The sequence below is a fragment of the Pseudomonas sp. S07E 245 genome (assembly GCF_019599025.1).
GTDB classification, from domain to species: Bacteria; Pseudomonadota; Gammaproteobacteria; order Pseudomonadales; family Pseudomonadaceae; genus Aquipseudomonas; species Aquipseudomonas shirazensis.
The window spans coordinates 5,209,321-5,234,055 of sequence record NZ_CP080625.1 but is presented as its reverse complement, the minus strand read 5'-3'; the positions used below and the strand labels follow the sequence as shown (position 1 = coordinate 5,234,055).

Annotated in this window: 19 protein-coding genes and 3 pseudogenes; 7 read left to right on the top strand and 15 right to left on the bottom strand. The window is 63.6% G+C overall.

What is annotated here, in order from left to right; genetic code table 11:
* Positions 1-20 precede the first annotated feature (20 nt).
* Genes K3F44_RS24085 through ptsP form a run of 3 tightly spaced genes read right to left on the bottom strand, consistent with a single transcriptional unit; the run spans position 21 to position 5,553 of the window.
* Positions 21-1,757 (bottom strand): PTS fructose-like transporter subunit IIB, encoded by a 1,737-nt coding sequence (locus K3F44_RS24085; RefSeq protein WP_220633104.1) that lies wholly within the window; start codon positions 1,755-1,757, stop codon positions 21-23.
* Complete coding sequence (gene pfkB / locus K3F44_RS24080; protein ID WP_220633103.1) at positions 1,754-2,701, bottom strand: 1-phosphofructokinase; 948 nt, start codon at positions 2,699-2,701, stop codon at positions 1,754-1,756. The genes K3F44_RS24085 and pfkB overlap by 4 nt, the downstream gene beginning before the upstream one ends.
* Positions 2,701-5,553, bottom strand: coding sequence for a phosphoenolpyruvate--protein phosphotransferase (gene ptsP, locus K3F44_RS24075; RefSeq protein ID WP_220633102.1), 2,853 nt, complete (start codon positions 5,551-5,553; stop codon positions 2,701-2,703). Before ptsP ends, pfkB begins: the two co-directional genes overlap by 1 nt.
* A 282-nt stretch (positions 5,554-5,835) precedes the next feature.
* Between ptsP and cra the strand changes: the two genes are divergently transcribed.
* Complete coding sequence (cra, locus tag K3F44_RS24070) at positions 5,836-6,831, top strand: catabolite repressor/activator (RefSeq protein WP_150570076.1); 996 nt, start codon at positions 5,836-5,838, stop codon at positions 6,829-6,831.
* 2 nt (positions 6,832-6,833) lie between these two features.
* Positions 6,834-7,610, top strand: a complete 777-nt coding sequence (locus K3F44_RS24065) for a TatD family hydrolase (protein WP_150570075.1) — start codon at positions 6,834-6,836, stop codon at positions 7,608-7,610.
* A gap of 8 nt (positions 7,611-7,618) precedes the next feature.
* On the opposite strand, the gene ampE is transcribed toward K3F44_RS24065, so the two are convergent.
* The 3 genes from ampE to K3F44_RS24050 form a co-directional block, all read right to left on the bottom strand.
* Positions 7,619-8,449 carry a regulatory signaling modulator protein AmpE gene (gene ampE, locus K3F44_RS24060; protein WP_101316589.1) on the bottom strand — a complete coding sequence of 277 codons (831 nt, stop codon included), beginning with the start codon at positions 8,447-8,449 and terminating at the stop codon, positions 7,619-7,621.
* Positions 8,446-9,012: a 1,6-anhydro-N-acetylmuramyl-L-alanine amidase AmpD gene (gene ampD / locus K3F44_RS24055; protein ID WP_220633101.1), complete on the bottom strand. Its 567-nt coding sequence runs from the start codon at positions 9,010-9,012 to the stop codon at positions 8,446-8,448. The genes ampE and ampD overlap by 4 nt, the downstream gene beginning before the upstream one ends.
* A 179-nt stretch (positions 9,013-9,191) precedes the next feature.
* Entirely contained in the window at positions 9,192-11,360 is a 2,169-nt protein-coding gene (locus K3F44_RS24050) for a DUF1631 domain-containing protein (RefSeq protein WP_220633100.1), read from the bottom strand.
* A 222-nt stretch (positions 11,361-11,582) separates the two neighbouring features.
* On the opposite strand from K3F44_RS24050, the gene nadC reads away from it, so the two are divergent.
* Positions 11,583-12,431: a carboxylating nicotinate-nucleotide diphosphorylase gene (nadC, locus tag K3F44_RS24045; RefSeq protein WP_220633099.1), complete on the top strand. Its 849-nt coding sequence runs from the start codon at positions 11,583-11,585 to the stop codon at positions 12,429-12,431.
* Positions 12,432-12,499: 68 nt separating this feature from the next.
* Here nadC and trxB read toward each other — a convergent pair whose 3' ends face one another.
* Positions 12,500-13,462 (bottom strand): thioredoxin-disulfide reductase, encoded by a 963-nt coding sequence (gene trxB, locus K3F44_RS24040; protein WP_101316581.1) that lies wholly within the window; start codon positions 13,460-13,462, stop codon positions 12,500-12,502.
* A 325-nt stretch (positions 13,463-13,787) separates the two neighbouring features.
* Between trxB and cysZ the strand changes: the two genes are divergently transcribed.
* Positions 13,788-14,516 (top strand): sulfate transporter CysZ, encoded by a 729-nt coding sequence (gene cysZ, locus K3F44_RS24035; RefSeq protein WP_150570072.1) that lies wholly within the window; start codon positions 13,788-13,790, stop codon positions 14,514-14,516.
* 37 nt (positions 14,517-14,553) lie between these two features.
* On the opposite strand, the pseudogene K3F44_RS25235 reads toward cysZ, so the two are convergent.
* Together K3F44_RS25235 and K3F44_RS25230 are read right to left on the bottom strand one after the other, a co-directional pair.
* Positions 14,554-14,958 (bottom strand): annotated as a pseudogene (locus K3F44_RS25235) (methyl-accepting chemotaxis protein); the annotation flags it as partial.
* 135 nt (positions 14,959-15,093) lie between these two features.
* A pseudogene (locus K3F44_RS25230) lies at positions 15,094-15,780 on the bottom strand (PAS domain-containing protein); the annotation flags it as partial.
* 266 nt (positions 15,781-16,046) lie between these two features.
* On the opposite strand from K3F44_RS25230, the gene K3F44_RS24025 reads away from it, so the two are divergent.
* On the top strand, positions 16,047-17,279 hold the full coding sequence (locus K3F44_RS24025; protein ID WP_220633098.1) for a glycosyltransferase family 1 protein: 1,233 nt from the start codon (positions 16,047-16,049) through the stop codon (positions 17,277-17,279).
* Here K3F44_RS24025 and K3F44_RS24020 read toward each other — a convergent pair.
* Together K3F44_RS24020 and K3F44_RS24015 are read right to left on the bottom strand one after the other, a co-directional pair.
* On the bottom strand, positions 17,276-17,758 hold the full coding sequence (locus K3F44_RS24020) for a glutathione peroxidase (protein WP_101316572.1): 483 nt from the start codon (positions 17,756-17,758) through the stop codon (positions 17,276-17,278). The genes K3F44_RS24025 and K3F44_RS24020 overlap by 4 nt on opposite strands.
* 145 nt (positions 17,759-17,903) lie before the next feature.
* A complete protein-coding gene (locus K3F44_RS24015) occupies positions 17,904-18,389 on the bottom strand; it encodes a peptidylprolyl isomerase (protein ID WP_101316570.1) in 486 nt (161 codons plus the stop codon).
* Here K3F44_RS24015 and K3F44_RS24010 point away from each other — a divergent pair.
* Positions 18,358-18,673: pseudogene (locus tag K3F44_RS24010) on the top strand (DUF3565 domain-containing protein). The gene K3F44_RS24015 and the pseudogene K3F44_RS24010 sit on opposite strands and share 32 nt — an antisense overlap.
* 50 nt (positions 18,674-18,723) lie before the next feature.
* Entirely contained in the window at positions 18,724-20,811 is a 2,088-nt protein-coding gene (pta, locus tag K3F44_RS24005) for a phosphate acetyltransferase (RefSeq protein WP_101316566.1), read from the top strand.
* 135 nt (positions 20,812-20,946) lie between these two features.
* Here pta and K3F44_RS24000 read toward each other — a convergent pair whose 3' ends face one another.
* The 4 genes from K3F44_RS24000 to K3F44_RS23985 form a co-directional block, all read right to left on the bottom strand.
* Positions 20,947-21,630: an OmpA family protein gene (locus tag K3F44_RS24000; RefSeq protein WP_178080745.1), complete on the bottom strand. Its 684-nt coding sequence runs from the start codon at positions 21,628-21,630 to the stop codon at positions 20,947-20,949.
* Between the two features lie 93 nt (positions 21,631-21,723).
* A complete protein-coding gene (locus tag K3F44_RS23995; RefSeq protein ID WP_101322941.1) occupies positions 21,724-22,368 on the bottom strand; it encodes an MBL fold metallo-hydrolase in 645 nt (214 codons plus the stop codon).
* Between the two features lie 44 nt (positions 22,369-22,412).
* Positions 22,413-23,105: a sensor histidine kinase KdpD gene (locus tag K3F44_RS23990; RefSeq protein WP_188035362.1), complete on the bottom strand. Its 693-nt coding sequence runs from the start codon at positions 23,103-23,105 to the stop codon at positions 22,413-22,415.
* On the bottom strand, positions 23,102-24,709 hold the full coding sequence (locus K3F44_RS23985) for a tetratricopeptide repeat-containing response regulator (protein WP_101322940.1): 1,608 nt from the start codon (positions 24,707-24,709) through the stop codon (positions 23,102-23,104). The genes K3F44_RS23990 and K3F44_RS23985 overlap by 4 nt, the downstream gene beginning before the upstream one ends.
* Positions 24,710-24,735: the final 26 nt, after the last annotated feature.

Genomic DNA, 24,735 nt, shown 5'->3' with positions numbered 1-24,735 from the left:
AGGGGCCTGGCGCTCAGGTCTCAGGCCTTGACCGGCGCTATCGCCAGCTCGACCTGCTCTTTACGCTTGAGCACGGCATAGATCAGCGCCGTGACCAGGCTGCCGGCGGCAATCGCCAGCAAGTACAACAGCGCATGGTTGATCGCATTGGGGATCAACAACACGAACAGGCCGCCATGCGGCGCCATCAGCTTGCAGCCAAAGTACATCGAAAGCGCCCCGGTCAACGCGCCACCGATGACGCTTGCTGGTATCACCCGCAACGGGTCCTTGGCAGCAAACGGGATCGCCCCTTCGGAGATAAAGCACAGGCCTAATGCCAAGGCTGCCTTGCCTGCCTCGCGCTCACTCTGGGCGAACTTGCTGCGGGCGATCAGGCTGGCGATTCCCAGGCCGATCGGCGGCACCATGCCGGCAGCCATGGTCGCGGCCATCGGTGCAAAGCTCTGGTTCGACAGCAGGCCGACCGAGAACGCATAGGCCGCCTTGTTGATCGGCCCGCCAAGGTCCACACACATCATCCCGCCCAGCAGCAGCCCGAGCAGGATGGCATTGGTGGTGCCCATGTTGTCGAGGAACTGGGTCAGGCCCGCAAGCATCGAGGCGACCGGTTGGCCCACCACATAGATCATCACCAGGCCGGTGAACAGGCTGGCCAGCAGCGGGATGATCAGGATCGGCTTGAGTGCCTCGAGGCTGCTCGGCAAGCGCACCCAGCGACTGATCGCCTTGGCGCTGTAGCCGGCCAGAAAGCCGGCTACGATGCCGCCGATAAAGCCCGCGCCAAGAATGGTCGCCAGCATCCCGCCGATCATCCCCGGCGCAAGGCCAGGGCGGTCGGCAATCGACCAGGCGATGTAACCGGCCAGCAGCGGCACCATCAGTTTGAAGGCTGCCTCAGCGCCGATCTGCATTAACGCCGCCGGCAGGGTGCCGGGCACTTCGTGGGCATTGATGCCGAACACGAAGGACAAGGCGATCAGCAAACCGCCAGCTACCACCATGGGCAGCATGAACGACACACCGGTCAGCAGGTGCTTGTACACGCCGCTTTTTTCGCTGCTGGCCGTGGCCCCCGCGGCGGCATCGGCAGCGCTTTCCTGCTTGGCTTCGAGCAGGGCCTTGTCGAGGGTGGCCTTGGCTTGCTTGAGAGCAATGCCGGTACCGCAGCGGTATACCCGCTTGCCGGCAAAGCGCGCAGTGGGCACTTCGATGTCGGCCGCCAGCAGTACCACATCGGCCTCGGCAATGGCCTGCGCCGACAGCGGATTGCGCGCACCGACCGACCCCTGAGTTTCCACCGTGAGCTGGTAGCCCAGTTGCTGCGCGGCCTGCTGCAAGGCTTCGGCAGCCATGAAGGTGTGCGCCACGCCGGTTGGACAGGCCGTGACCGCGACGATCTTCGGCGGCCCCAGCGCGTCCGGTGCATCGACCACGGCGCTGGCGCTGTGGACCTGCGCCTGGGCAGCTGCCTCATCGAGAAAACTCTCGCGATCGGCCAACGCCTGAGCCGGTGTGCTCTGGTACAGGCGTTTGCCAACGAAGCGCGACAGATCGACCGCGCCGGTACTGATCACCAGCACCCAGTCGGCCTCGGCGATCTGCGTGGCGCTCAAATTACGTTCGGGGTGCTCGGCATCCTGCACCTCGACGCTGGTGCTCCAGCCGCGGCGCTGCGCTGCAGCCGCCAGCAGGCGCGCGCTGAGTACGCTGGAGACCTGGCCGTTGGGGCAGGCGGTGACAATGGCAATGTTCATCGGCAAGCCTCTTGTTGTTCTGTGATGTGTACGCCTGCTTGCAGTTGCTCCAGCTGCTCGCGGTCGCGGATACCAAAGCCGACCTGCGTCACCGCCTGGGCGGCGATGGCGGTGGCGCGGCGCAGCGTCTGTGCTGGCGCCTCGCCCTGCAACAGGCCATGGACCATGCCGGCCACCAGCGAGTCGCCGGCACCGACCGTGCTCGCCACGCGCACCTGCGGCGGTTGTGCGTGCAGCACTGCACCTGCGCGGTACCAGCTGACGCCGTGCTCGCCTTGCGACACCACTACGTGCTCGATGCCGCTTGCCAGTAGTTGGCTGGCAGCCTGCTGCTGTTCGGCCCGGCCGGTGACGCTGTGGCCGAGTACCTCAGCAAGCTCGTCGGTGTTCGGCTTGACCAGCCAGGGCGCTGCCTGAAGGCCGGCGCGCAAGGCCTCGCCGCTGCTGTCCAGAGCAATCTTCAAGCCTTGCGCCTTGAGCTGCCGGAGCAGCTCGGCAAACCACTGCGGGTCGATGCCGCGCGGCAGACTGCCGGCGACCACCACCGCGTCATGGCCTGGCGCAATCTGCAGCAGCTTGCGCATCAGCGCGCTGCGTGAAGCGGCATCGACCTCCGGGCCCTGACCGTTGATATCGGTCACGCAGCCGTTGGCCTCGACCAGCTTGATGTTGCTGCGCGTCTCGCCGGCCACGCGGACAAAGCAGTCGGCAAAGCCGCGCCACTGGATCAGCGCTTCAAACAGCTGCAGGTTGTCGCGGCCAAGAAACCCGCCGACGGTCACGCTGTGGCCAAGGTCGGCCAGCACCTGGGCGACATTCAGGCCCTTGCCGGCGGCGTGGCTGTGCTGCGCCTGGCTGCGGTTGACCTGGCCTGCGCGCAAGCTGTCGAGGCTGACGGTGATATCAAGCGCCGGGTTCAGGGTCAGGGTGAGGATCTTGGCCATCAGTAGTGCTCCACCAACGCGCGCACGGCGGCGGCGCTGTCTTGTTGCAGGGCCTCGAGCGCAAGCGCACGGGCCGTCTGGTAATCACGCTGGCGCACCAGCGCCTTGACTTCGGCGACGCTGCGCGAGGCCACGCTGAGCTCGTCGACCTCAAGCCCAAGCAATATGGCCACCGCTTGCGGGTCGGCGGCCAGCTCGCCACAGACCCCCACCCACTTGCCTTCGGCATGGGCGGCGCGCACGGTCATGTCGATCAGGCGCAGCACTGCCGGGTGCAGGCCATCGGCCTGGGCCGACAGGCTCGGGTGGCCGCGGTCGATGGCCAGGGTGTACTGGGTCAGGTCGTTGGTGCCGATGCTGAAGAAGTCCACCTCGCGCGCCAGCTGTGGCGCCAGCAAGGCCGCGGAAGGCACCTCGACCATGATCCCCAGCTGCAGGTCGGCGACCGGGATCTCCTCGCGCAATTGCTCGACCATGGCCTTGGCTTCGCGCCACTCGTGGATCTGCCCGACCATCGGGAACATGATCCGCAGGGGGCGGCCGTCGGCGGCCTGCAACAATGCGCGCAACTGGTCGCGCATGATCTGCGGGCGCTGCAAGGTCAGGCGCACACCGCGTACGCCAAGGAACGGGTTGTCTTCGCGTGCTATCGGCCAGTACGGCAGCGGTTTGTCGCCGCCGACATCCAGCGTGCGCACTACCAGCGGCCGCCCGTCGAGGCCATCGAGTACGCGCCGGTATTCGGCTTCCTGGGTTGCCACGTCGGGCGCCTGCGGGTGGGCCATGAAGATCAGCTCGGTGCGCAGCAGGCCAACCCCTTCGGCGCCCTGCTCGACCACTTTGTCGATGCCTTGGCTGCCGCCGATGTTGGCAAAAACTTCGATGGCATGGCCGTCGCGGGTGACGGCGGGTTGATGGCGGCTGGCCCAGGCTTGCTGCAGGCGCTGTTCACGCTGGTCGCGTTCGGTCAACGCGCGTTGCAGCTCATCGGCGGCCGGCGCCACGCTGACCCGGCCGCGCTGGCCGTCGAGCAGCAGCGGCGTGCCGGGGGCCAGCAACAGCATCGCCGCGCCTGCACCGACTACCGCCGGGATGCCCAACGCACGCGCAACGATGGCGCTATGGGCAGTAGCGCCACCTTGGGCGGTGACGATGCCGGCGACCCGCTGCGGATCGAGCCGGGCGACGTCGGACGGGCCGACTTCGGTCATCACCAGCACATACGGCTCTGTTGGCTCAGGGGTATCGATGACGCCGCACAGTTGCGCCAGCACGCGCCGACCAATGTCACGCAGATCGGCGGCGCGCTCGGCGAGCAGTGCGTCGTGCAGGGCTTCCTGCTGGCGCGCGGCTGCCTCGATAACGCTCATCCAGGCGGCGGCAGCGCTTTCGCCCTGGCCCAGGCGTTGCTCGACTTCGTCCATCAGGGCCGGGTCGGCGAGCATTTCCTGATGGGTGATGAATATCTCGCCGATGGCTTTGTCGCTGCGCTGCACCAGTGCCTGCAATTCTGCATTGACGGTTTCCAGCGCAGCGCGCAATTGCGCTCGCTCCTGGCTTGGCGAGACACCGCGCAGCGGATAGTCGATGTCACGTTCGACGCAGATATGCGCCGGCCCGCAGGCAATCCCCGGGGCCGCAGGCACGCCTTGAATCAGGCTGCCAGGCACAGGTGCCGAGAGCGGTTCGGCAACCACTACGACCTCTTCGGTGCAAGCTTGGGGCAGTGCTTCAACGGTTTCACCAAGGCCGTCGGCGATGGCCGCCAGCAACACCGGCAGGGCATCGTTGGCAATATTCGGTTCGGCAATCAATTCCAGCGTCTGACCACGGCGGGCGCCGAGGCCGAGCAGCTTGCTCAGGCTCTTCACCGATACCGCCGGCTGGCTGTCGTCGAGCAGACGAATACGGATTTCACCCTCGAAGCCTTTGGCCAGTTGCGCCAGCACCTTGGCCGGGCGTGCATGCAGGCCGTGGGCATTGGCCAGCACAATCCGTGCACTCGGCCAGTCGGCCGGAACTTCACCGCCGAGCACTTCAAGCACGGTGCGGCTGCTGGTGGCCTGATAGAGCATCTGCCCACGGCCTTCGATCAGCACTTCGCACAGGCGCTCGAGCAACGCCTGATGGGCAGCACCCAGGCTGGCCAGGCAGAACAGACCATTGAGCGGCTGATCGCGATAACGCAGCGGCTGCTGCGGGGTGATGAACGCCAGCCCCGGCTGGCGCACCTGGCGCTCGCTGTGCAGCCACCACAGGCCTTCGCCCAGCGGCAGCGGCTCGGCCTGCTGCAGCATGGCGGCAAAGCCGCTTTCGACGCAGCCGGCGCGTTGCAGCAAACGAGCGCCGCGCCAGGCCAGCTCTTCGAAGTCGTCAGCCGGCAGGTTCAGGCTGACCAACTGCGCATCCAGCGCCAGCGCCTGCGGTGCGCCCTGCAATAGTTTGAGCAGCGCCTCGGCCGAACTGGCCCGGCGCAGTGCCTGGGCCAGGTCGGTCTCACCGAGGGCGCGGGTCAGCAGTTGCAGCAGGCGCAGGTGTTCGTCGGAGCGGGCGGCGATGGCAATCGCCAGGTAGACCATCTGCCCATCACCCCAGTCCACGCCCTCGGGGAACTGCATCAAGCGCACGCCGGTGGCAAACACCTGATCACGCGTCTGCGGCGTGCCGTGGGGAATGGCAATGCCCTGACCGAGGAAGGTCGAGCCTTGCTCCTCGCGGTCCTGCAAGCCTTGCAGGTAGCCCTCGGCAACCAGCCCATCGGCAACCAGGCAGTCAGCCAGCAGGCGCAGAGCCTGGCCTTTGTCGGCGGCAGACTGACCCATGGCTATCTGCTCTTTGGCGAGCTCGAGCATGACCTTCTCCTTTTGCAGTCCCGCAGCGGGTACTGAGGTATTGTTGTGAAATTCAGCAAAACAACCAGCTCAACAGCCGACGCAGGCGGCAGTGCCCGCTGATAATTGTCGGCTGAAACGTTTAATCTGACCAGGCGGCCACGTTACTCGATAATCTTGCGACGAAAAAGCCCCATCCCGTCGGACAATTGCGACAATGGTCGCCTGCGCGCAGGCTTGAGGCTGGGTCAAACTACCCAATCAGGTGCCACAGCCAGTCCCGGAAATAACAAGGAAAATTCGGTGAAACTCAGTGATATCGCCCGTCTGGCAGGTGTTTCAGTCACCACCGCCAGCTATGTCATCAACGGCAAGGCCGAACAGCAGCGTATCAGCAGCGCCACCGTCGAGCGTGTCCAGGCGGTTGTCGACGCCCATGGTTTCACGCCAAACCCCCAGGCGGCGGGTCTGCGCAGCCGGCACACGCGCACGTTGGGCTTCATTCTCCCGGATCTGGAGAACCCCAGCTATGCACGCATTGCCAAGCAACTCGAACAGGCGGCCCGCGCGCGTGGCTACCAACTGCTGATCGCCAGCAGCGACGACCAGCCGGACATCGAGCGGCAACTGCAGCAGCTGTTCCGGGCCCGGCGCTGCGATGCGCTGTTCGTCGCCAGTTGCTTGCCAGGTGAGGACGATAGCTACCGCGCCCTGCAAGACAAAGGCCTGCCGGTAATTGCCATCGACCGTGGCCTTGACCCTACGCACTTCTGCTCGGTCATCAGCGACGATCGCGATGCCAGCCAGCAACTCGCCCGCAGTCTGCTGGCAACCGCCCCGCGCAGCATTGCCCTGATCGGTGCACGCCCAGAACTGTCGGTCAGCCAGGCCCGGGCCGGCGGCTTCGATCAAGCCCTGCAGCAGTTCACCGGGGAGATCCGCCGCTACCAGGGCGAAGCGTTCAGCCGCGAGTGCGGCCAGCGCTTGATGGAGCAATTGATTGCCGAGCATGGCGGCTTGCCGGATGCGCTGGTGACCACCTCCTATGTCCTGCTGCAAGGGGTGTTCGACGCCCTCCAGGCCCGCCCGGCCGAATCAGGCCAGCTGCAGTTGGGCACCTTTGGTGACAACCAATTGCTCGATTTCCTGCCGCTGCCAGTCAATGCCATGGCCCAGCAGCACGGGCTGATCGCCGCCGCCGCGCTGGAGCTGGCCCTGGCGGCCATCGAACAGAAGCGCTACCAGCCGGGTGTGCACGCGGTACCGCGAACCTTCAAGCAACGTATTCAGCCGACCTGACCATGCGCCTGATCGATACCCACAGCCATCTGGACTTCCCAGAGTTCGACGCCGACCGCGAGCATGTTTTGGGTAATGCCGCAGCGAGCGGCGTGGAACGGGTGGTGGTGCTGGGAGTGACGGCAGATAACCTGCAGCGGGTCTGGCAACTGGCTTGCAGCGACCCGCGTGTGTATGCCGCGCTAGGTCTGCATCCGGTGTTTCTGGCCCAGCATCGGCCTGAACATCTGCTGGAACTGCGCAACTGGTTCGAGCGCCTGCGCGGCGACCCGCGCCTATGTGCGGTGGGCGAGATCGGCCTGGACTACTACCTGCCGGAGCTCGACCCTGCCGAACAACAGGCTTTGTTTGAAGCGCAATTGCAGATCGCCTGCGACTTCGACCTACCGGCGCTGCTGCACGTACGCCGCAGCCATGCCCAGGTGATCGCCACGCTCAAGCGTTATCGCTTGCAACGGGCTGGCATCATCCACGCCTTTGCCGGCAGCTTCGAAGAGGCCCGCGAATACATCAAGCTCGGCTTCAAGCTGGGCTTGGGCGGCGCGGCGACCTGGCCGCAAGCGCTACGCCTGCGCAAGACCGTGGCACGCTTACCGCTGGAAAGCGTGGTACTGGAGACAGATGCGCCGGACATGGCGCCGGCAATGTACCCAGGCCTGCGTAACAGCCCCGAGCACTTACCGCAGATCGCTCAGGTGCTGGCCGAGTTGATGGGCGTCGCCCCGGAGCAGCTGGCGGCCGCGTCCAGCCGCACAGCCTGTGAGCTGTTTGGCTGGTAGCGCAGCGCTTACAGCAACACCGTCCACAGGGCGAACGCTGCATACCAGAGCACTGCCGAGCGCAGCAGCAACTCCCACAAGCTGTCCAGACGGGCCAGGCCCAACTGGCTGTCTTCCTGTTCGGGGATGTCGTCAGCGGCACGCCCAACCCGAGTTACCAGCAGCGCAGCGCTGATACGCCAATTGAGCAACTCGTGCAGCATTACCCGCATCACCGCGACGAAGTTGCCGACCAGGGCAAAGCTCAGGGTCAGCACCCGCACTGGCAGCCAATCCATGACATGCCGCAGCTGCTCGGCCCTGGCTTTAAGCGCGGGCTGTCCGCTGTACTCGCTGCACAGCACCAGCAGCCGATAGGCCAATGCCGCGCCAGGCCCGAGCAGGAAGTACCAGAAGATCACCGCAAAGAAACTCTGGTAGGCGTGCCACAACAGATACCCCTGCACCTTCACCAGCAAACTCGGCGCATCATCGGCCTGCATGCCCAGGTCACGCTCAGCGACATGCAGCGCCGCCTGCTCATCCCCCCGGTGCCAGGCATCGCGCAATGGCCCCAACGCTGCCTTGGCATCACCGCGGCCTAGACTGTAGATCAACACCAGCAAGTGCACCGGCAATGCCAGCAGGCCGTACGCCACCGGCTCGAGCACATGCAGCAGCAAAACAAGCAGCGCGACCGGCGCCAGTACCAGAACCGCCAACTGCCACCAGGGCTGTTGTTTGCCACTGCGCTCAAGCCGGGCCAGCTCGCCTAGAAAAAAGCCGTCACGTTGCAAACGCTGACGCAGCGCCGAAAACTTCTCGACCCACAGCACCAGCACCAACACCAGAAAACTCATGGTTGTCCCTCATTGTTCAGCAAGTCGGCGCGATAACGCGGCCAGTCAAAGGCGGCGCCGGGGTCGGTCTTGCGCCCCGGCGCGATCTCGTCATGCCCGCGAATGCGCTGCACATCGATCGCCGGCCAGGCCGCACATATCTGTTGCGTAAGGCGCGCCAGGGTCGCGTACTGAGCATCGCTGTAAGGCATTTCGTCGGTGCCTTCCAGTTCAATGCCGATGGAAAAGTCATTGCAGCCTTCCCGCCCATCGAAGCGCGACACGCCAGCATGCCAGGCACGGTCAAGCAACGAGACGAACTGGGTAATGCCACCGTCACGCTCGACGAACAGGTGAGCGGAGACGGTCAGATGGCAGATGTCTTGAAAATAAGGATGCTCGGTCGGGTCGAGCTGGTTCTGGAAGAACTGCTGCACCTTGCCGGTGCCGAAGCATGCCGGAGGCAGGCTGATGTTGTGGATCACCAGCAACGAGATAGCCTCGCCCGCAGGGCGTTCGTTGAAGTTTGGCGAAGGGCAGTGAGTGACGCCGGCAAACCAGCCGGTCGCGGGGTCCAGTTGCATCGGGCAGATCCTGAATATCATCAACCAGGGGCGTTCAGTATGCCCTAGTGGTCCGGCAGGGTGATTCGGTTATCTAGCCAATTTGTTTCGTCTTGCGCATCCGAGGGGGCTTTAATCCGATGAATGAGCCAGCCATGAGACCGGCACTCAAGATAGCTAGGGCCGCTGTGCGGCCTTGCTCAATGACTGTGCGTCAGCGACCCACGCAACTGCTGCAACGCCGCATCAAGCGCACGTTCAAACAGAGGCCCATCATCAAGCACCCGCACATCCCCATTGGCCAGCGCCAACGCCAACCCACCGCGACTCCATTCACGCACCTTGATCCCGGTCCGACTGGTAAACACCAACCGATCGCAGCTATCGATCCTGACCACCAGCTTGCAGCGCAGCGGGCCGGCTTCTTCAAGCACTTCCAACCAGCTACCAACACGCAACTGGCGAACTTGCCGAGCATATTCGCTGCTGTCGTCAAAAGGCGCATCACAGGTAGTCTCGTCAGCGACGGCGAGAACAATCTCATCAGCCACCAACACCTCACTGATCAGCGCCCCTTGATCAAGTTGGCTCACATCACCACACGCCCGCAGGTGCAACTGCTCAAGCTCGGCGAAGAACTCCCGAGCCGCGGTCGAGTCCTGGGCGACACTGGCCAACCCATCACGCAACGCCTTGAGCAGCCCCGGCACCTGTTCGAGCAACTGCGCACAGGCCTCGGCACTGCGATGCGCACTGATGCTGGCAAGCAAGCTGTCCATGGTCGCCAGCCCCTGGCGCCAGGCCGGTGAGGCTTCGCCATGCTTGAGCCATGCCAGCAACAGCACCTGGCTCCAGGACTGCACCAGCATCTGCACCAGCGTCTGCGGCAGCACCCGCCCGTGCAGGCGCAGGTTCAGTTCCTGCTGCACGCGCCGTCGCGCCTGCACGGTGCGCGCCCGACCCTCCTCGGCATCGCGGGTGCGCTGCTCGAGCAGTTCGTTGCGACGGCGCTCATCCTGATTGAAGGCGAGAAAATCCTCGAGCAGCTCGGCGAACAACTGCGGATCTTCAGCGTAATCGTTGAGCAAACGCTGGACGATGCGCTCGACTCGCTGCTGCGGCCCGCCACGCGAGACCTGTTCGTCAGCCTCCCAGCCCAGCGCCGCGGCGGCAATCTCGTCGAGCAAGCGCCGCGCCGGGTGGTTGGCGCGGCTGAACAGCCCCCTGTCGAGCATGGCCACTTTCAGCAGCGGAATATGCAGACGCGCGAGCAGTTCGCGCAGGTTGCTCGGCAGGTTGTCGTCAGTCTGGATAAAGTCGAAGAGCAAGCCGACCAGGTTGATCACATCTTCGTCGTAGTTGCCGATCCGCCGGCGGCTGCCGCTGCGTACGCCGACCCGCAGCAGCAACTGTTCCAGCTGCTGGCTCAGGTTGAAGTCGTCGGCATCAGCCACGCCGGGCACGTAGTGCTGCAAATGCGACAGCAGCCGCAGCAGATCGGCGGTATTGATTGGCTCGGCAGTTGCCACGCTCTGCAGGCGCGGCGCGAAACGCCCGCGAGCAGGCGCCAGCAGCGGTTGCAGGCTGGCGAAGAAGTCCTGGCCAGTACTGTCGCCGTCGGCCGGATCGGCCTGGGCGTGACAGTCAGCGCTGTGCAGGTGGGTCAGCGGCCGGTCTTCGGCGCGGCGCCGCGGCGCGGGCATCAGTTCGGGCAGGATGCCGGCTGCAGCGAGCAGTTGATTGGCTTCGCCGTACAGCAGATCAAGATCACGCAGCACATAGCGTTCGAACAGCTTGAGCAGGATCAGCTTGACCTGCGGGCCAACTCCCAGGCTACGCCCGGCGTCCAGAAAGAACCCGCACAGGCACTCCGGGCCCAATGGATTGCGGCGCAGTTCAAGGGGCATCTCCAGCAGCGCCTGGAAGCGCAAGCCCAGCTGATCAAGGGCAAAGCCATCACGCGACAACACCCGCGCCAGCATGCCCTCGATGGCCGCCGCCCGCTCCGGTTGAGCAGCGTTGCGCAGCGATTCGGTAATCGCCAGATAAGGTACGCGCTCGGCCTGGCCGATACGGGCGAAGGCGTCATAGAACGCATCGAGAAACTCCCGCTCGATACTCTTGCGCTTCAGCCGCAGGTCGCGCATCGCTTCGAAGTAGAGGTTCTGATCGACCCGCTCACCGGCGCGGTCGGCCATCTCGAACAGCCTGTCGTCAGCATTGTCGAACAACGCCTGCAGGCCTTGGCGCAATTGCAGGACAGCCTTGTCCCGTACCTGCAGGAGCACGATCGGAAGGCTTAGCGAGGGCACGCGCGCACCTCTGTCGGCGGCCGCCACCAAGGGCACCACCTTGCCTTCTGTATGCATCCCTAACTCCTTGCAGGAAATCGTCAAAGCCATGACGCCAAATACTGGACGCTATTATCGACAAAAAGTCTTACAGCTGCCAGCACGTAGTGCATGTCCCGGTGAAAAGACCACTAATCAGACGAAATGCTCCCCTGTTCTGACCAAAGGTCATCAGCGGCATGACTGTACACACCGCCCCCCTGCCCTATAATCGCCGGCATCTAGCTTGTGGAGCCGACCATGCCGAACCTACGCCTCGCCGACCTGACTGCCGAAATCGAAGCCAACGTGCGCCGCGCGTTGCTCGAGGACGTCGGCAATGGCGATATCACCGCACAACTGATCCCGGCCGAGCGCCTGGCCAAGGCCACCATCATCACCCGCGAAGACTGCGTGGTGGCCGGCAGTGCCTGGGTCGATGCGGTGTTTCGCCAGCTCGATCCGCGGGTCGCGGTGCACTGGCAAGTGGTCGATGGCGACCTGGCCAAGGCCAACCAGCCGCTGTTTCACCTCGAAGGCCCAGCCCGCTCGCTGCTGACCGGCGAACGTTCAGCGCTTAACTTCCTCCAGCTGCTGTCAGGCGTGGCCACCCGGGCGCGGTTCCTCGCGGACCTGGTCGAAGGCACCCAGGTGCGCTTGCTCGATACCCGCAAGACCCTACCCGGCCTGCGCCTGGCGCAGAAGTACGCGGTGACCTGTGGCGGATGCCACAACCACCGCATCGGCCTGTATGACGCGTTTCTGATCAAGGAAAACCACATCGCCGCCAGCGGTGGCGTTGCCGAAGCAGTAGCTGCAGCGCACCGCATCGCGCCGGGCAAGCCGGTCGAGGTCGAAGTGGAGAGTCTGGATGAACTGCGCCAGGCGCTGGCGGCCGGGGCCGATATCGTCATGCTTGACGAGCTGAGTTTGGATGAAATGCGCGAAGCGGTGCGGATCAATGCCGGCAAGGCCAAGCTCGAGGCCAGCGGCGGTGTCAATGAAAGCACCCTGCGGGTGATCGCCGAGACCGGGGTCGACTACATCTCGATCGGCGGAATGACCAAGGACGTCAAAGCGGTCGACCTGTCGATGCGCTTGAGCCTGTAAACGCAACGCGGGGCAATGGGCGCCGGTTGCGAACCGTGCCCGTTGCCCCGCGTTTTGACGCTGGCGGCTTAGAACGAAGCGTTGGCCAGGCCGTCCAGGTACCGCTCGACGTCCAGTGCAGCCATGCAGCCAGCACCCGCCGAGGTGATCGCCTGACGGTAAACGTGGTCGGCCACGTCGCCGGCTGCGAACACGCCTTCTACGTTGGTTGCAGTGGCGTTGCCTTCACGGCTGCCGCTGACCACCAGGTAGCCGTCCTTCAAGGTCAGCTGGCCTTCGAACAGCGATGTGTTCGGGGTGTGACCGATCGCGATGAACACGCCGTCAACGGTGATCTCGTCGCTGCTGCCGTCGTTGTTTTTCAGGCGCGCCCCGGTCACGCCCATGTTGTCGCCCAGCACTTCGTCGAGGGTGGCGTTGAGCTTGAGCTCGATCTTGCCTTCGGCAACCCGCGCGTTGAGCTTGTCGACCAGGATCTTCTCGGCGCGGAAGGTTTCGCGGCGATGCACCAGGGTCACCTTGCTGGCGATGTTGGCCAGGTACAGCGCCTCTTCAACGGCAGTGTTGCCGCCGCCGACGACCGCTACCGGCTTGTTGCGGTAGAAGAAGCCGTCGCAGGTTGCGCAGGCAGACACGCCCTTGCCCATGAACGCTTCTTCCGACGGCAGGCCCAGGTAACGCGCACTGGCACCGGTGGCGACGATCAGCGCGTCGCAGGTGTAGGTGCCGCTGTCGCCCTGCAGGGTGAACGGCTTGTTGGCCAGGTCAACCGCGTTGATGTGGTCGAAGACGATCTCGGTCTCGAAGCGCTCGGCGTGCTCTTGCATACGCTGCATCAGCGCTGGGCCGGTCAGGCCATGGGGGTCGCCCGGCCAGTTGTCGACTTCGGTGGTGGTGGTCAGCTGGCCACCGGCCTGCATGCCGGTAATCAACAGCGGCTTGAGGTTGGCACGCGCAGCGTAGACCGCAGCGCTGTAGCCGGCAGGGCCGGAACCGAGAATGATCACCCGCGAATGACGTACTTCAGACATGTCGAACTCCTGTCGAGCGGGCCGCACGGGTTCGGCTGCAAAGCGCCGGCGGCGGCTGGAAATAAAATGGACCCACGCAGCACTTGGGGAAGGCTATAACGCGCAAGTCCGAAACCTTTAAAGTTGAGCGCACTGTAGCGAGGTCGCAGAGATTAAGGAAATATCCTCAGACAATCCACCTTATAGACACGCTCTATCCACCAGCAAAATCGATAGAGAGGTCCCGCGAGGTTTTGTTACAGCCGGTTGCGCGCTGCTCAGCCGGCTTCCGTCATGCCAGCAAACTCGGTAAGGTCAGCGCGTTTACCTTCTGCGGAGCGTCTCCATGCAAGCCCCTGTTCTATCCGGCCCGCACTACCTGCGTGAAGGCCTCAAGCTGATCCTGACCCCCGGCCTGCGCCTGTTCGTGCTGCTGCCGCTGGCGATCAATCTGCTGCTGTTCGGTGGTCTGGTGTACCTGGCCGCGCATCAGTTCAGCCTGTGGGTCGACACGCTGATGCCGACTCTGCCGGAGTGGCTGAGCTTTCTCACCTACATCATCTGGCCGCTGTTCGTGGCGCTGGTAGTGCTGATGGTGTTCTTCACCTTCACTCTTGTAGCCAACATTGTCGCGGCGCCGTTCAACGGCTTTCTGGCAGAAAAGGTCGAAGTGGTGGTGCGCGGCCAGGACACCTTCCCGCCGTTCAGCTGGGGCGAGCTGATCGCCATGGTGCCGCGCACCTTGAGCCGCGAAATGCGCAAGCTGGGCTACTTCTTGCCGCGCGCACTGGCGCTGTTCATTCTCTCGTTCATTCCGGTGGTGAACGTCATTGCCGCACCACTGTGGCTGATTTTCGGCGTGTGGATGATGGCCATCCAGTACATCGACTATCCGGCCGACAACAACAAGATGAGCTGGCAGGACATGCTCGCCTGGCTACGCCAGAAGCGCTGGCAGAGCATGGGCTTTGGCGGCATCACCTACCTGGCGCTGATGATCCCATTCGTCAACATCGTGATGATGCCGGCAGCGGTGGCCGGGGCGACGTTGTTCTGGGTGCGCGAGCGCAGCTGATCGGCTCTGGGGCCGGTGCACGGCCCCAGAGCAAGGCTCAAGAACCCAACTGGCTGGAAAACTGCCCCACCACTTCGACCACGCGCTTGGCGCCATCCTGAATCTCGGTTATCACCGCGCCAGTCTCGCCGGCCAGGCTCAGGCCCTGCTCGGCCTGGCGCTTGCTGGTGTCGATGATAGCCACCGCGGCCAACGCCAACTGCTCGTTCTGCTGCACGACCCGGGCGATCTCTTCGGTGGCGGTGCTGGTGCGCGAAGCCAACTGGCGTACTTCATCGGCGACCACGGCAAAGCCCCTACCCTGCTCACCGGCGCGGGCCGCTTCGATGGCGGCGTTGAGCGCCAGCAGGTTGGTCTGCCCGGCAATATCGCTGATGGTCTTGATAATCGAGCCAATCACCCGTGACTGGGTATCCAGCGCCTGAATACCTTCGGCAGCCTGCTGCATCGAGGCTTCCAGGCCGCGCATCACGCTGACGGTCTGAGTCACCACATCATTGGCCTTGCAGGCGCTGGCATCGGTACCAAGCGAGGTGCTGTAGGCGATATCGGCTGCCTGGGCGACAGCCTGCTCCTGGTTGACCTGGTCGGTAATCACTGTGGCGAACTTGACCACTTTGTAGAGCACGTCGTGGGCGTCGATGATTGGGTTGTAGGACGCTTCGAGCCACACCACGCGGCCATTGGCATCTACCCGCTTGAACCGGTCAGCGACAAACTCGCCACGGCGCAGCTTGTCCCAGAACACCTGGTAACCGGCTGAGTTGGCTTCTTCAGGCTCGCAGAACAGGCGGTGATGCTTGCCTTTGACCTGCTCCAGGCGATAGCCCATGGTCTGCAGGAAGCGCTCGTTGGCGGTCAGTACATGGCCATCGAGGCTGAATTCGATGACAGCCGTTGAGCGCATCAGTGCATTGATCAGGCTCTCGTGCTCACGCGAACTGGCAATGGTCCGGGTCAGGTCGCTGGAGTGCAGCGTGAAGTACTTGATGCGGCCCTCGAAATCGCGCACCGGCTGCAGTATCGAGCGCAGCCACGCCTCTTCGCCATTGCCACGCAGTAGGCGGAAAGCGCCATTGAGGTGGGCGCCGGTGCTGATGGCGGCTTTCATGCGCTCATAGAAATCGAGTTTCTTGACGTGCGCCGGAACGATCTCTTCAAGGCTGCGGCCGAGCAACTGGTCAGCGCGATAGAACATTTCACGCTCAAAGTTGGCGTTGACCGTTTCGATGCGCCCCTGCGGATCGAGCTGCAGCACCAGCATTTCGCTGTCGAGGCTGTCCTTGACCTGCTCCATGGACATCAAGTCCTCGCGCAGTTGCTGGTTTTCTTTCTTGAGCTTGCTGTTGAACATTACCGCACTCCTGGAGCGCACCGGCCATCCGAATCCATCTGCATCGGCAGATATATGGGCGTTCTTGAGCGGCCTGCGGGGAAATATTCAGCGCACTAGGCATTGCGCAACCAGGCGTCACTTGCCGGTCATAAAGTGGTCATGGGAACGCAATCGGGCAGGCGGAAACTTCTGTCATGAACACTCCAAGCCTGCGCATCACCTTTGTCAGTGAGACATTTGCCCCTGAAGTCAATGGCGTGGCCAATACCCTCGGCCGGTTCAGTGATGGTCTGCGCGAGCGCGGCCACAGCGTTGAGCTGGTGCGCCCGCGCCAGGCCCACGATCCACTGCGCCTTGACGATGCTGACCTGCTGCTGTGCAAAGGCTGGCCGCTGCCGGGTTACCCCGACCTGCAATGGGGCGGTATTTCCCTGCACAAGCTGCTGCGGCGCTGGCGCAGGCAGCGGCCAGATGTGATCTATATCGCCACCGAGGGCCCGTTGGGGCTGAGTGCGCTGCGCGCCGCACGCCGTTTGAAGATTGCCGTGGTCAGCGGCTTTCACACCAATTTCCCGCAGTATGCAGGCCAGTACGGGCTTGGCCTGCTGGCCCGGCTGCTGACCCACTACCTGCGCTGGTTCCACCGGCGCAGCGCGGTAACGCTGGTGCCAAGCATCAGCCAACGGGTGGATCTCGAACGACGCGGTTTTACCCAACTGGCCTTGCTCGCACGCGGAGTCGATGCCTGCCTGTTCAATCCCGCCCGCCGCAGCCAGATGCTGCGTGAAGCATGGGGCCTGGCCGAGCAAGACCTGGCGATAATGTATGTCGGCCGGCTGGCTGCAGAAAAAAACCTGAACCTGCTCAAGCCGTGCCTGCAAGCCCTCCAGCAGCGCTATCCACAACAGCGCCTGCGCCTGATAATGGTTGGCGACGGCCCACAGCGGGCCAGCCTCGAGCAGCAACTGCCAGACGCGGTGTTCTGCGGCGCGCAGCGTGGCCAACACCTTGCCGAGCACTACGCCAGCGGCGATGTGTTCCTGTTCCCAAGCCTGACCGAGACGTTTGGCAACGTCGTCCTCGAGGCCATGGCCTCAGGCCTGGCCGTGGTCGCGTATGATCAAGCCGCAGCGGCTCAGCACGTGCGTCATGGGCACAGCGGGGCCGTGGCTATGCCCGGGGATCAGATCGGGTTCATCGATGCAGCGTGCTGGTTACTGGAGGAAAGCGAAACCCTGCGCCGGGTTCGCCTGAATGCGCGACAGCATGCCAGCCGCCAAGGTTGGCCAGCCATCATCGAGCAGTTCGAAGGGTATTTGTGCGATGCCTGGCAGCAGGCCTGCGACGCAACCAGCGCCAGAGCGCCGCTGCCGTTGCCCGCGCTGGGCCGGTTAGCCAGCCCCGGCCGCTCGCAACAGCGCCGTTAAGCCAAGGCTTTTTCGATCGCCTGCACCAGTGCAGGGTCATCCGGTGCAGTACGCGGGGCGAAGCGAGCCAGCACGCGGCCGTCCTTGCCCACCAGAAACTTTTCGAAATTCCAGCTGATATCGCCCGGATACTCGGCACCCTCGCCCGCCAGCAGCCGATACAGCGAGTGGCGCTGAGGACCATTGACTTCAAGCTTACTGCTCAGCGGAAAACTCACCCCGTAGTTGAGGCTGCAGAATTCCTGAATTTCACGCTCGCTGCCCGGCTCCTGGCCGGCGAACTGGTTGCACGGCAAGCCGAGCACGCTGAAGCCCTTGGCCTTGTACAGCTGGTGCAGCGATTCAAGCGAGGCGTACTGCGGGGTCAGGCCACACTTGGAGGCCACATTGACCACCAGCACCACCTGGCCCTTGAACGGCGCAAGGGGTAGATCCTCGCCGTCCAACGCATGCAACGTCAGCTCGTGAAATGCACTCATGATGACTCCCCTTTCCTGCGTTTTGATTGTCGCTGGAGCAAACGGCGCCCACTAAAAAGGCGCGCGGGCCAACCGTCAACCCTCCGATGGAGGGCAAGTACGGCTTGCCCGAGCGCCTGGCGACTGTCTGAGCTTAGCGCAGATATCAGTGCTGATGGCCGCCTTCGCCATGGACGTGGCCATGGGCAACTTCTTCTTCGCTGGCATCACGGACCGCAACGACCTTGACCTGGAAGGTCAGGCGCTGACCGGCCAGTGGGTGGTTGCCGTCGACAGTTACGTCGTCGCCGTCCAGGTCACGGATGGTGACGATCTGCATCTGGCCGTCCGGCGCCGAAGCGTGGAACTGCATGCCGACTTCGAGCACGTCGACACCTTCGAACATGCTGCGGTTGAGAGTGCTGACCAGCTCGGCCAGGTATTCGCCGTAGGCGTCTTCCGGCTCGATGGTAACGTTAAGTTCTTCGCCGACGTCTTTACCTTCCAGGGCTTTTTCCAAGCCTGGGATGATGTTGCCGGAACCGTGCAGGTAAACCAGCGGCGCGCCGCCAGAGGAGCTGTCAATCACCTCCCCGGCGTCGTTGGTCAGGGTATAGTCGATGGAGACGGCCTTGTTGGCGGCGATCGGCATGGGGGCGAGACCTTTTGCAAAAGAATGTAGAGCGGACAAGTGTAACCAACGCATCGCCCGATTGCGAACGCACTGCAGGCGATGCCCGCCCCGTCAGTCGGGTCAGCGGTTTTCATCAGGATGATCAGGGCCACTGGGTGGTCGAGCTGACGTGCGGGCATACCCAGCACCTGCGCCATCAACCACCCTGGCAAGCACGCCCCTGGGTGCTCGAGGCCGCCGAGCGCGAACAGCGCATCGGCCAGACATTCGCGTGTGGATGGTGCGCACAAGGCGCCGATTAGCGATACCCTTGGCGATTGGTTCTTTGCACCGCTTATTTCGAGAAGCACGCATGCAGACATTTTTCATCGCACCGACCGACTTCGGTGTCGGCCTGACCTCCATCAGCCTCGGCCTGGTCCGCGCGCTCGAGCGCGGCGGCCTCAAGGTCGGCTTCTTCAAGCCCATTGCCCAGCCCCATCCGGGTGACACCGGCCCGGAGCGCTCGACCGAGCTGATGGCGCGCACCCACGGCCTGAAGCCGCCGACGCCGCTGAGCCTGGGCCAGGTCGAGCGGATGCTCGGCGACGGCCAGCTCGACGAACTGCTTGAAGAAATCATTCGCCTGTACCAACAGGCCTGCGTCGGCAAGGACGTGGTGGTGGTCGAGGGCATGGTGCCGACCCGGCATGCCAGCTACGCGGCGCGGGTCAACCTGCATCTGGCGAAAAGCCTGGATGCCGAGGTGATTCTGGTGTCGGCGCCGGAAAACGAAGTGCTCAGCGAACTGTCTGGCCGTGTCGAGCTGCAAGCGCAGTTGTTCGGCGGCCCGCGTGATCCGAAGGTACTTGGGGTGATCCTCAACAAGGTCCGCACCGAAGAGAGCATGAGCGAGTTCGCCAGCCGCCTGCGTGAGCATTCGCCGCTGCTGCGCGGCAATGACTTCCGCCTGCTCGGCTGCATCCCCTATCAACCCGAGCTGAACGCGCCACGCACCCGCGATGTGGCCGATCTGCTCGGCGCTCAGGTAGTGAACGCCGGTGACTACGAGCAACGGCGGATGAACACCATCATCATCTGCGCCCGCACCGTGGCCAACACAGTGCCGCTGCTCAAGCCCGGCACGCTGGTGGTGACCCCTGGCGATCGCGACGACATCATCCTTGCCGTAAGTCTGGCGGCAATCAACGGCGTGCCGCTGGCGGGCCTGTTGCTGACCAGCGACAGCAAGCCTGACCCACGCATTCTCGAACTGTGTCGAGGCGCACTGCAGGCCGGCCTGCCGATCCTGTCGGTGAGCACCGGCTCCTACGACACCGCCAACCGGCTCAACTCGCTCAACCGCGAGATCCCGGTCGACGACCGCGAGCGCGCCGAATTCATCACCGACTTTGTCGCCGGCCAACTCGATGCCGCCTGGCTGCACCAGCGCTGCGGCACGCCGCGTGAACTGCGCCTGTCGCCGGCGGTGTTCCGCTATCAGCTGATCCAGCGCGCCCAGCAGGCCAACAAGCGTATCGTCCTGCCCGAGGGCGCCGAGCCGCTGCTGGTACAAGCGGCCGCGATTTGCCAGGCGCGTGGGATTGCCCGCTGCGTGCTGCTGGCCAAGCCCGAAGAAGTCCAGGCGGTCGCCCGCGCGCAGGGCATTACCCTGCCGCCGGATCTGGAAATTCTCGACCCTGATTTGATCCGTGGGCGTTACGTCGAGCCGATGGTCAATCTGCGCAAGAGCAAGAACCTCAATGCGCCGATGGCCGAACAGCAGCTGGAAGACCCGGTGGTGATCGGTACCATGATGCTGGCGCTGGATGAAGTCGACGGTTTGGTCTCTGGCCTGGTGCATTCGACCGCCAACACCATTCGCCCGGCCCTGCAACTGATCAAGACCGCGCCGGGCAGCAGCCTGGTGTCGTCGGTGTTCTTCATGCTGTTTCCGGAACAGGTGCTGGTGTACGGCGACTGCGTGATGAACCCACACCCGAGCGCCGCCGAGCTGGCCGAGATCGCCCAGCAGAGCGCGCAGTCAGCCGAGGCCTTCGGCATTGCGCCGCGGGTGGCGATGATCAGCTATTCGAGTGATTCGGCCAGTGACGAGGAAGTCGACAAGGTGCGTGAGGCAACGCGTCTGGCGCAGCAGGCCGAACAACGTCTGGTGATTGATGGGCCGTTGCAGTATGACGCTGCGGCCAACCCGGAGATCGCCCGCCAACTCGCGCCGCAAAGCCCGGTGGCTGGGCGCGCGACGGTGTTCGTGTTCCCTGACCTGAATACTGGCAATACCACCCACAAGGCGGTGCAGCGCAGCACTGATGGGGTCAGCCTGGGGCCGATGCTGCAGGGTTTGCGTAAACCTGTGAACGACCTGCCGCGCGGGGCGCAGGTGGATGACATTGTGCATACCATTGCGCTGACGGCGATTCAGGCCAGCAGGAATATTTGAGTGGATCTTGGGGCTGCTTTGCAGCCCTTTCGCGACACAAGGCCGCTCCTACAGACGCGCGCGGTCCTTGTAGGAGCGGCTTTGTGTCGCGAAAGGGCCGCAACGCGGCCCCAAAAATCTCAACGCAAACGCAGATTACTGCTGATACTGCTGCCCAGGAATCGGCTTCAGATTGACTTCAACCCGGCGATTCTGCGCACGCCCGTTGGCATCGGCGTTGCTCGCAATCGGCTGATCCGGGCCAAGGCCACGTACCGACACCCGCGAAGCATCCACGCCCTGCGAGGTCAGATAAGTGCTGACCGCCTGCGCGCGACGTTGCGACAGGTCCATGTTGTGCTGGCGGCTACCGGTGCTGTCGGTGAACCCGACCACTTCAATGGTGTTCTGGTTGAACTGCTTGAACGAGCCCGCCAGGTTGTTCAGCGGGGTGTAGAAGCTTGGCGAGATGTTCGCCGAGTCGGTGGCAAAGGTGATGTTGCCTGGCATGATCAGCTTGATCTGGTCACCTTCACGCTGCACTTCGACGCCGGTGTTGGCCATGCTCTCGCGCAGCGCAGCTTCCTGCTTGTCGGCGTAGTAACCGTAACCGGCAGCGGCAGCACCTACCGCAGCCGCGCCGATCAGCGCGCCCTTGCCGCGGTTGTTGTGGTCGATCGCAGCGCCGGCTACAGCACCGGCCAGAGCACCCAGGCCGCCGTACTTGGCAGTCTTGCTCATGCCGCCAGAACCCTGGCCTTGGTTGTCATAAGGGTTCTGGCCAGCACAACCTGCCATCAGGGCAGCGGCAGTAGCGACGATAATCAGACGACGCATCATGGAAAGCTCCTACAGAAATTCAAGTGTGCAGTGATCGTACGTTGACCCATGCTGGGTTTGGATCATTGCTGGGCTGAATAATTCCATGAATATTCAAGCGCGTACGAAAGGATTCTCGCGCATCTCATCGCCCAGGCGCGTATCTGGGCCATGCCCGGCCACCACCACCGCGTCTTCATCCAGCCGGTATAAACGGTCCTTGATCGAACGAACGATAGTGCGCTGGTCGCCACCCCACAAATCGGTGCGGCCAATCCCGCGGCGGAACAAGGTGTCGCCGGCAATCAGCAGCTTGGCATCGGCAAACCAGAAGCTCATCGAGCCCGGGCTATGCCCAGGCGTGTGCAGGGCGACGCCACAGCCGCAGGCCAGCTCCTCTTCATCGGCGAGCCAGCGATCCGGTGGTGGTGCGGGGGTATACGGCACACCGAACATCTGGCACTGCATCTCCAGGTTGTCCCACAGCGGCTGGTCGTCCTTGTGCAGGTGCAAGGTCGCGCCGGTCAGCTCCTTGAGCCGGCCAGAGGCGAGAAAGTGATCAAGGTGGGCATGGGTGTGGATGATGCTGACCAGCGTCAGGCCGTGGGCCTGCAAGCGGGCGACGATCTTCTCTGGATCACCGCCTGGGTCGACGACGATGGCTTTCTTGCTCAGCGGATCACCGATCAGGGTGCAGTTACACTGCAACGGCCCGACCGGGAAAGTTTCGCGGATAAGGCTTGGGGCGGCGCTGGTCATGGGGGTTGTGCTCAGCTGAAGAATGCTGAGCATGATACCTCGACTCAGGGCAGATAGAGCCTGAACAAACCGCCACCGAGGGCGCCACCGTTGCTGATTTCGATTCGGCCGGTAACGCCATTGCGCTCATGCAGGGCCGCAATCCGTGCCGCGAAGTACAGGCCCAGGCCAGTGCTGCCGGTGCTGGCGTCGAGGCCCTGAATGTAATCCTGCTGCCGCTCGAGCATGCGCTCGGGATAACCCGGGCCGTCGTCGTTGACGCTGATGATCAACTGCTCGCCGTCTTCTTCAATACCGATCAGCAAGGCGTGGCCGGCGTAGCGAATGGCGTTGGTGAGCACGTTGGAGATCACCGAAGCCACCAGCTCGCGGTCGAAGAAGCCCAGCGGGCTGGCGCTTTCGATACGCCAGGTGGCGAGGATATCGCGGTGCTTGAGGATCTCCTGATGCGCCGCCAACTGCGCCTCGATGAAATCTTCCAGCTCGTGGTAGCCAGGGCAGATCGGCAGCTGATTGACGCCCAGCTTGTACAGCCCGAGCATCTGCACCAGCATGCCGTTGAGGTGGCCGAATTCGTGCTCAATGACGCCCTGCTCGTTGCCTTGCCGCTGCGCTTCGGGCAGCCGCGCCAGCCATTGGTTATGCGCCTGGATCAACGCTGACAGTGAGTTTTTCATGTCGTGGACAGTGGAGGCGATCACTGTCGAGAAATCCAGCCCCGGGCTTTCCTGGTTCATGCGCCAAACACCCGCATATGCAGTTTTCGATAACGCTCGTAGCGGCTGTCGCTGGCGGGGATGCCGGCCACGCTTTGCAGGCAGCTGCGACACTCCAGCATGTATTCGGGCGAAGGCGACTCACCGGCGATACGCAACAGGGCCTGAGCCGTGTTCAAGGCGATACTGATATTTTTTGGCTGTAGCGACAGCGCTCGGCGGAACATGCCCAAGGCCTCGTCGAGCTGGCCAGTCTGATAGCAGCGTACCCCTTGGCGGTTGAGATCGACCGCTTCGGTCACGGCGCCCAGCACCGTTGGGTCGTCGGTCATCTTGGCGACGCTCTGCATGACCTTGGGGTCATCGCCGTAGGTTTCCACGCAACCCTTGAGGATGCTGGTGCCGGCTGCCTCCTGGCCCAGTTGCTGGAGCTGCTTGGCCACGGTCAGGGCGGCGTCGACCGAGAAGAACTGGTCCATGTTGTCCAGCCGCTGCATGGCCTGCTCGGTCAACTTGGCGGCGGTTTCAGGGTCGCCGGCCTGTTGCAGGCTGGCCGCCTTCATCAACCGGGCACGCACTTGCAGGCCCTGGTCCTCGCCGTTCTCCTTGGCTACCTCACTGAGCACGGTGTTGATCTCGACCCGGGTGCGTGCGTCGAGGCCAAAACCTGCGTTCTTGCTCATCAGCGCCTGAGCCAGGCCAAGGTTGGTTTCGGCGTCCTTGTAGCGCGAGCTCTGGCCCTGGCTGACAGCGTGACGGAAGGCCTTGGACGCGCTTTCGAAATCGTCGTTGCCCATCGCCAGCTTGCCCAGCGCGGCCTGCCGGCGTACCGCCAGTGGCGACAGGCGCACGGCCTCCTCGAGCATGTGCTGGGCACGCTTGTTATCGCCCTGGGCGACCAGCACATCGGCCATGCCGTCATACAGCCCCGGCATGATCGGGAAAGCTTTCAGCGCCTGCTCGTACACGCCCTTGGCCTGATCGTTCTGGCCGCGCTTGTGCAGCACGCTGCCGAGCATCGAGTAGACCCACGGCTGCGGCCTGCTGGCGAGGATCGACGAGAGAAACTTCTCCAGCTCTTCGAAGCGGCCGAGATCGCGCAGGGCATCGGCGCGGTAGCGCAGGCACAGCGGGGCAAAGCGCGGGTCCTGCTTGCACAGGGCAGCACAGGCGGCCATCACTTCGGCCGGACGACCGCGATCAAGTGCCTGCAGAATCGGCTTGAGCAGGGTTTTGCGCTGCAGCAGTTTTTCCAGGCGCTGGGCCAGACCGACACGGTTGAACGGCTTGGTCAGGTAGGCATCCGGCTCGTGCTCGAGGGTGCTGAGAACGATGGCCTGGCTGCTCTCGGCGGTGACCATGAGGAACCCGCACTCGTGGCTGATCAACTTGTCGAGGATCAGGTCCTCGAGTACCTGCTGACCGTTCTTCTTGCCATCGCCCAGGTGAAAGTCCTGCAGGATGAAGTCATAGCGTTTCTGCGCGCACATGCGCAGCGCCTGTTCGCCGCTGTCAGCGGTGTCCACATCGCGCGCGCCCAGCTCGCGGAGCATGGAGCGGGCCGAGGTGCGAAAGTCGGTGAAGTCGTCGACGATCAGAAAGCTTTTTTGCCCGTACTGCAGCATCAACACGACCTGTCATGGCAGAGGAT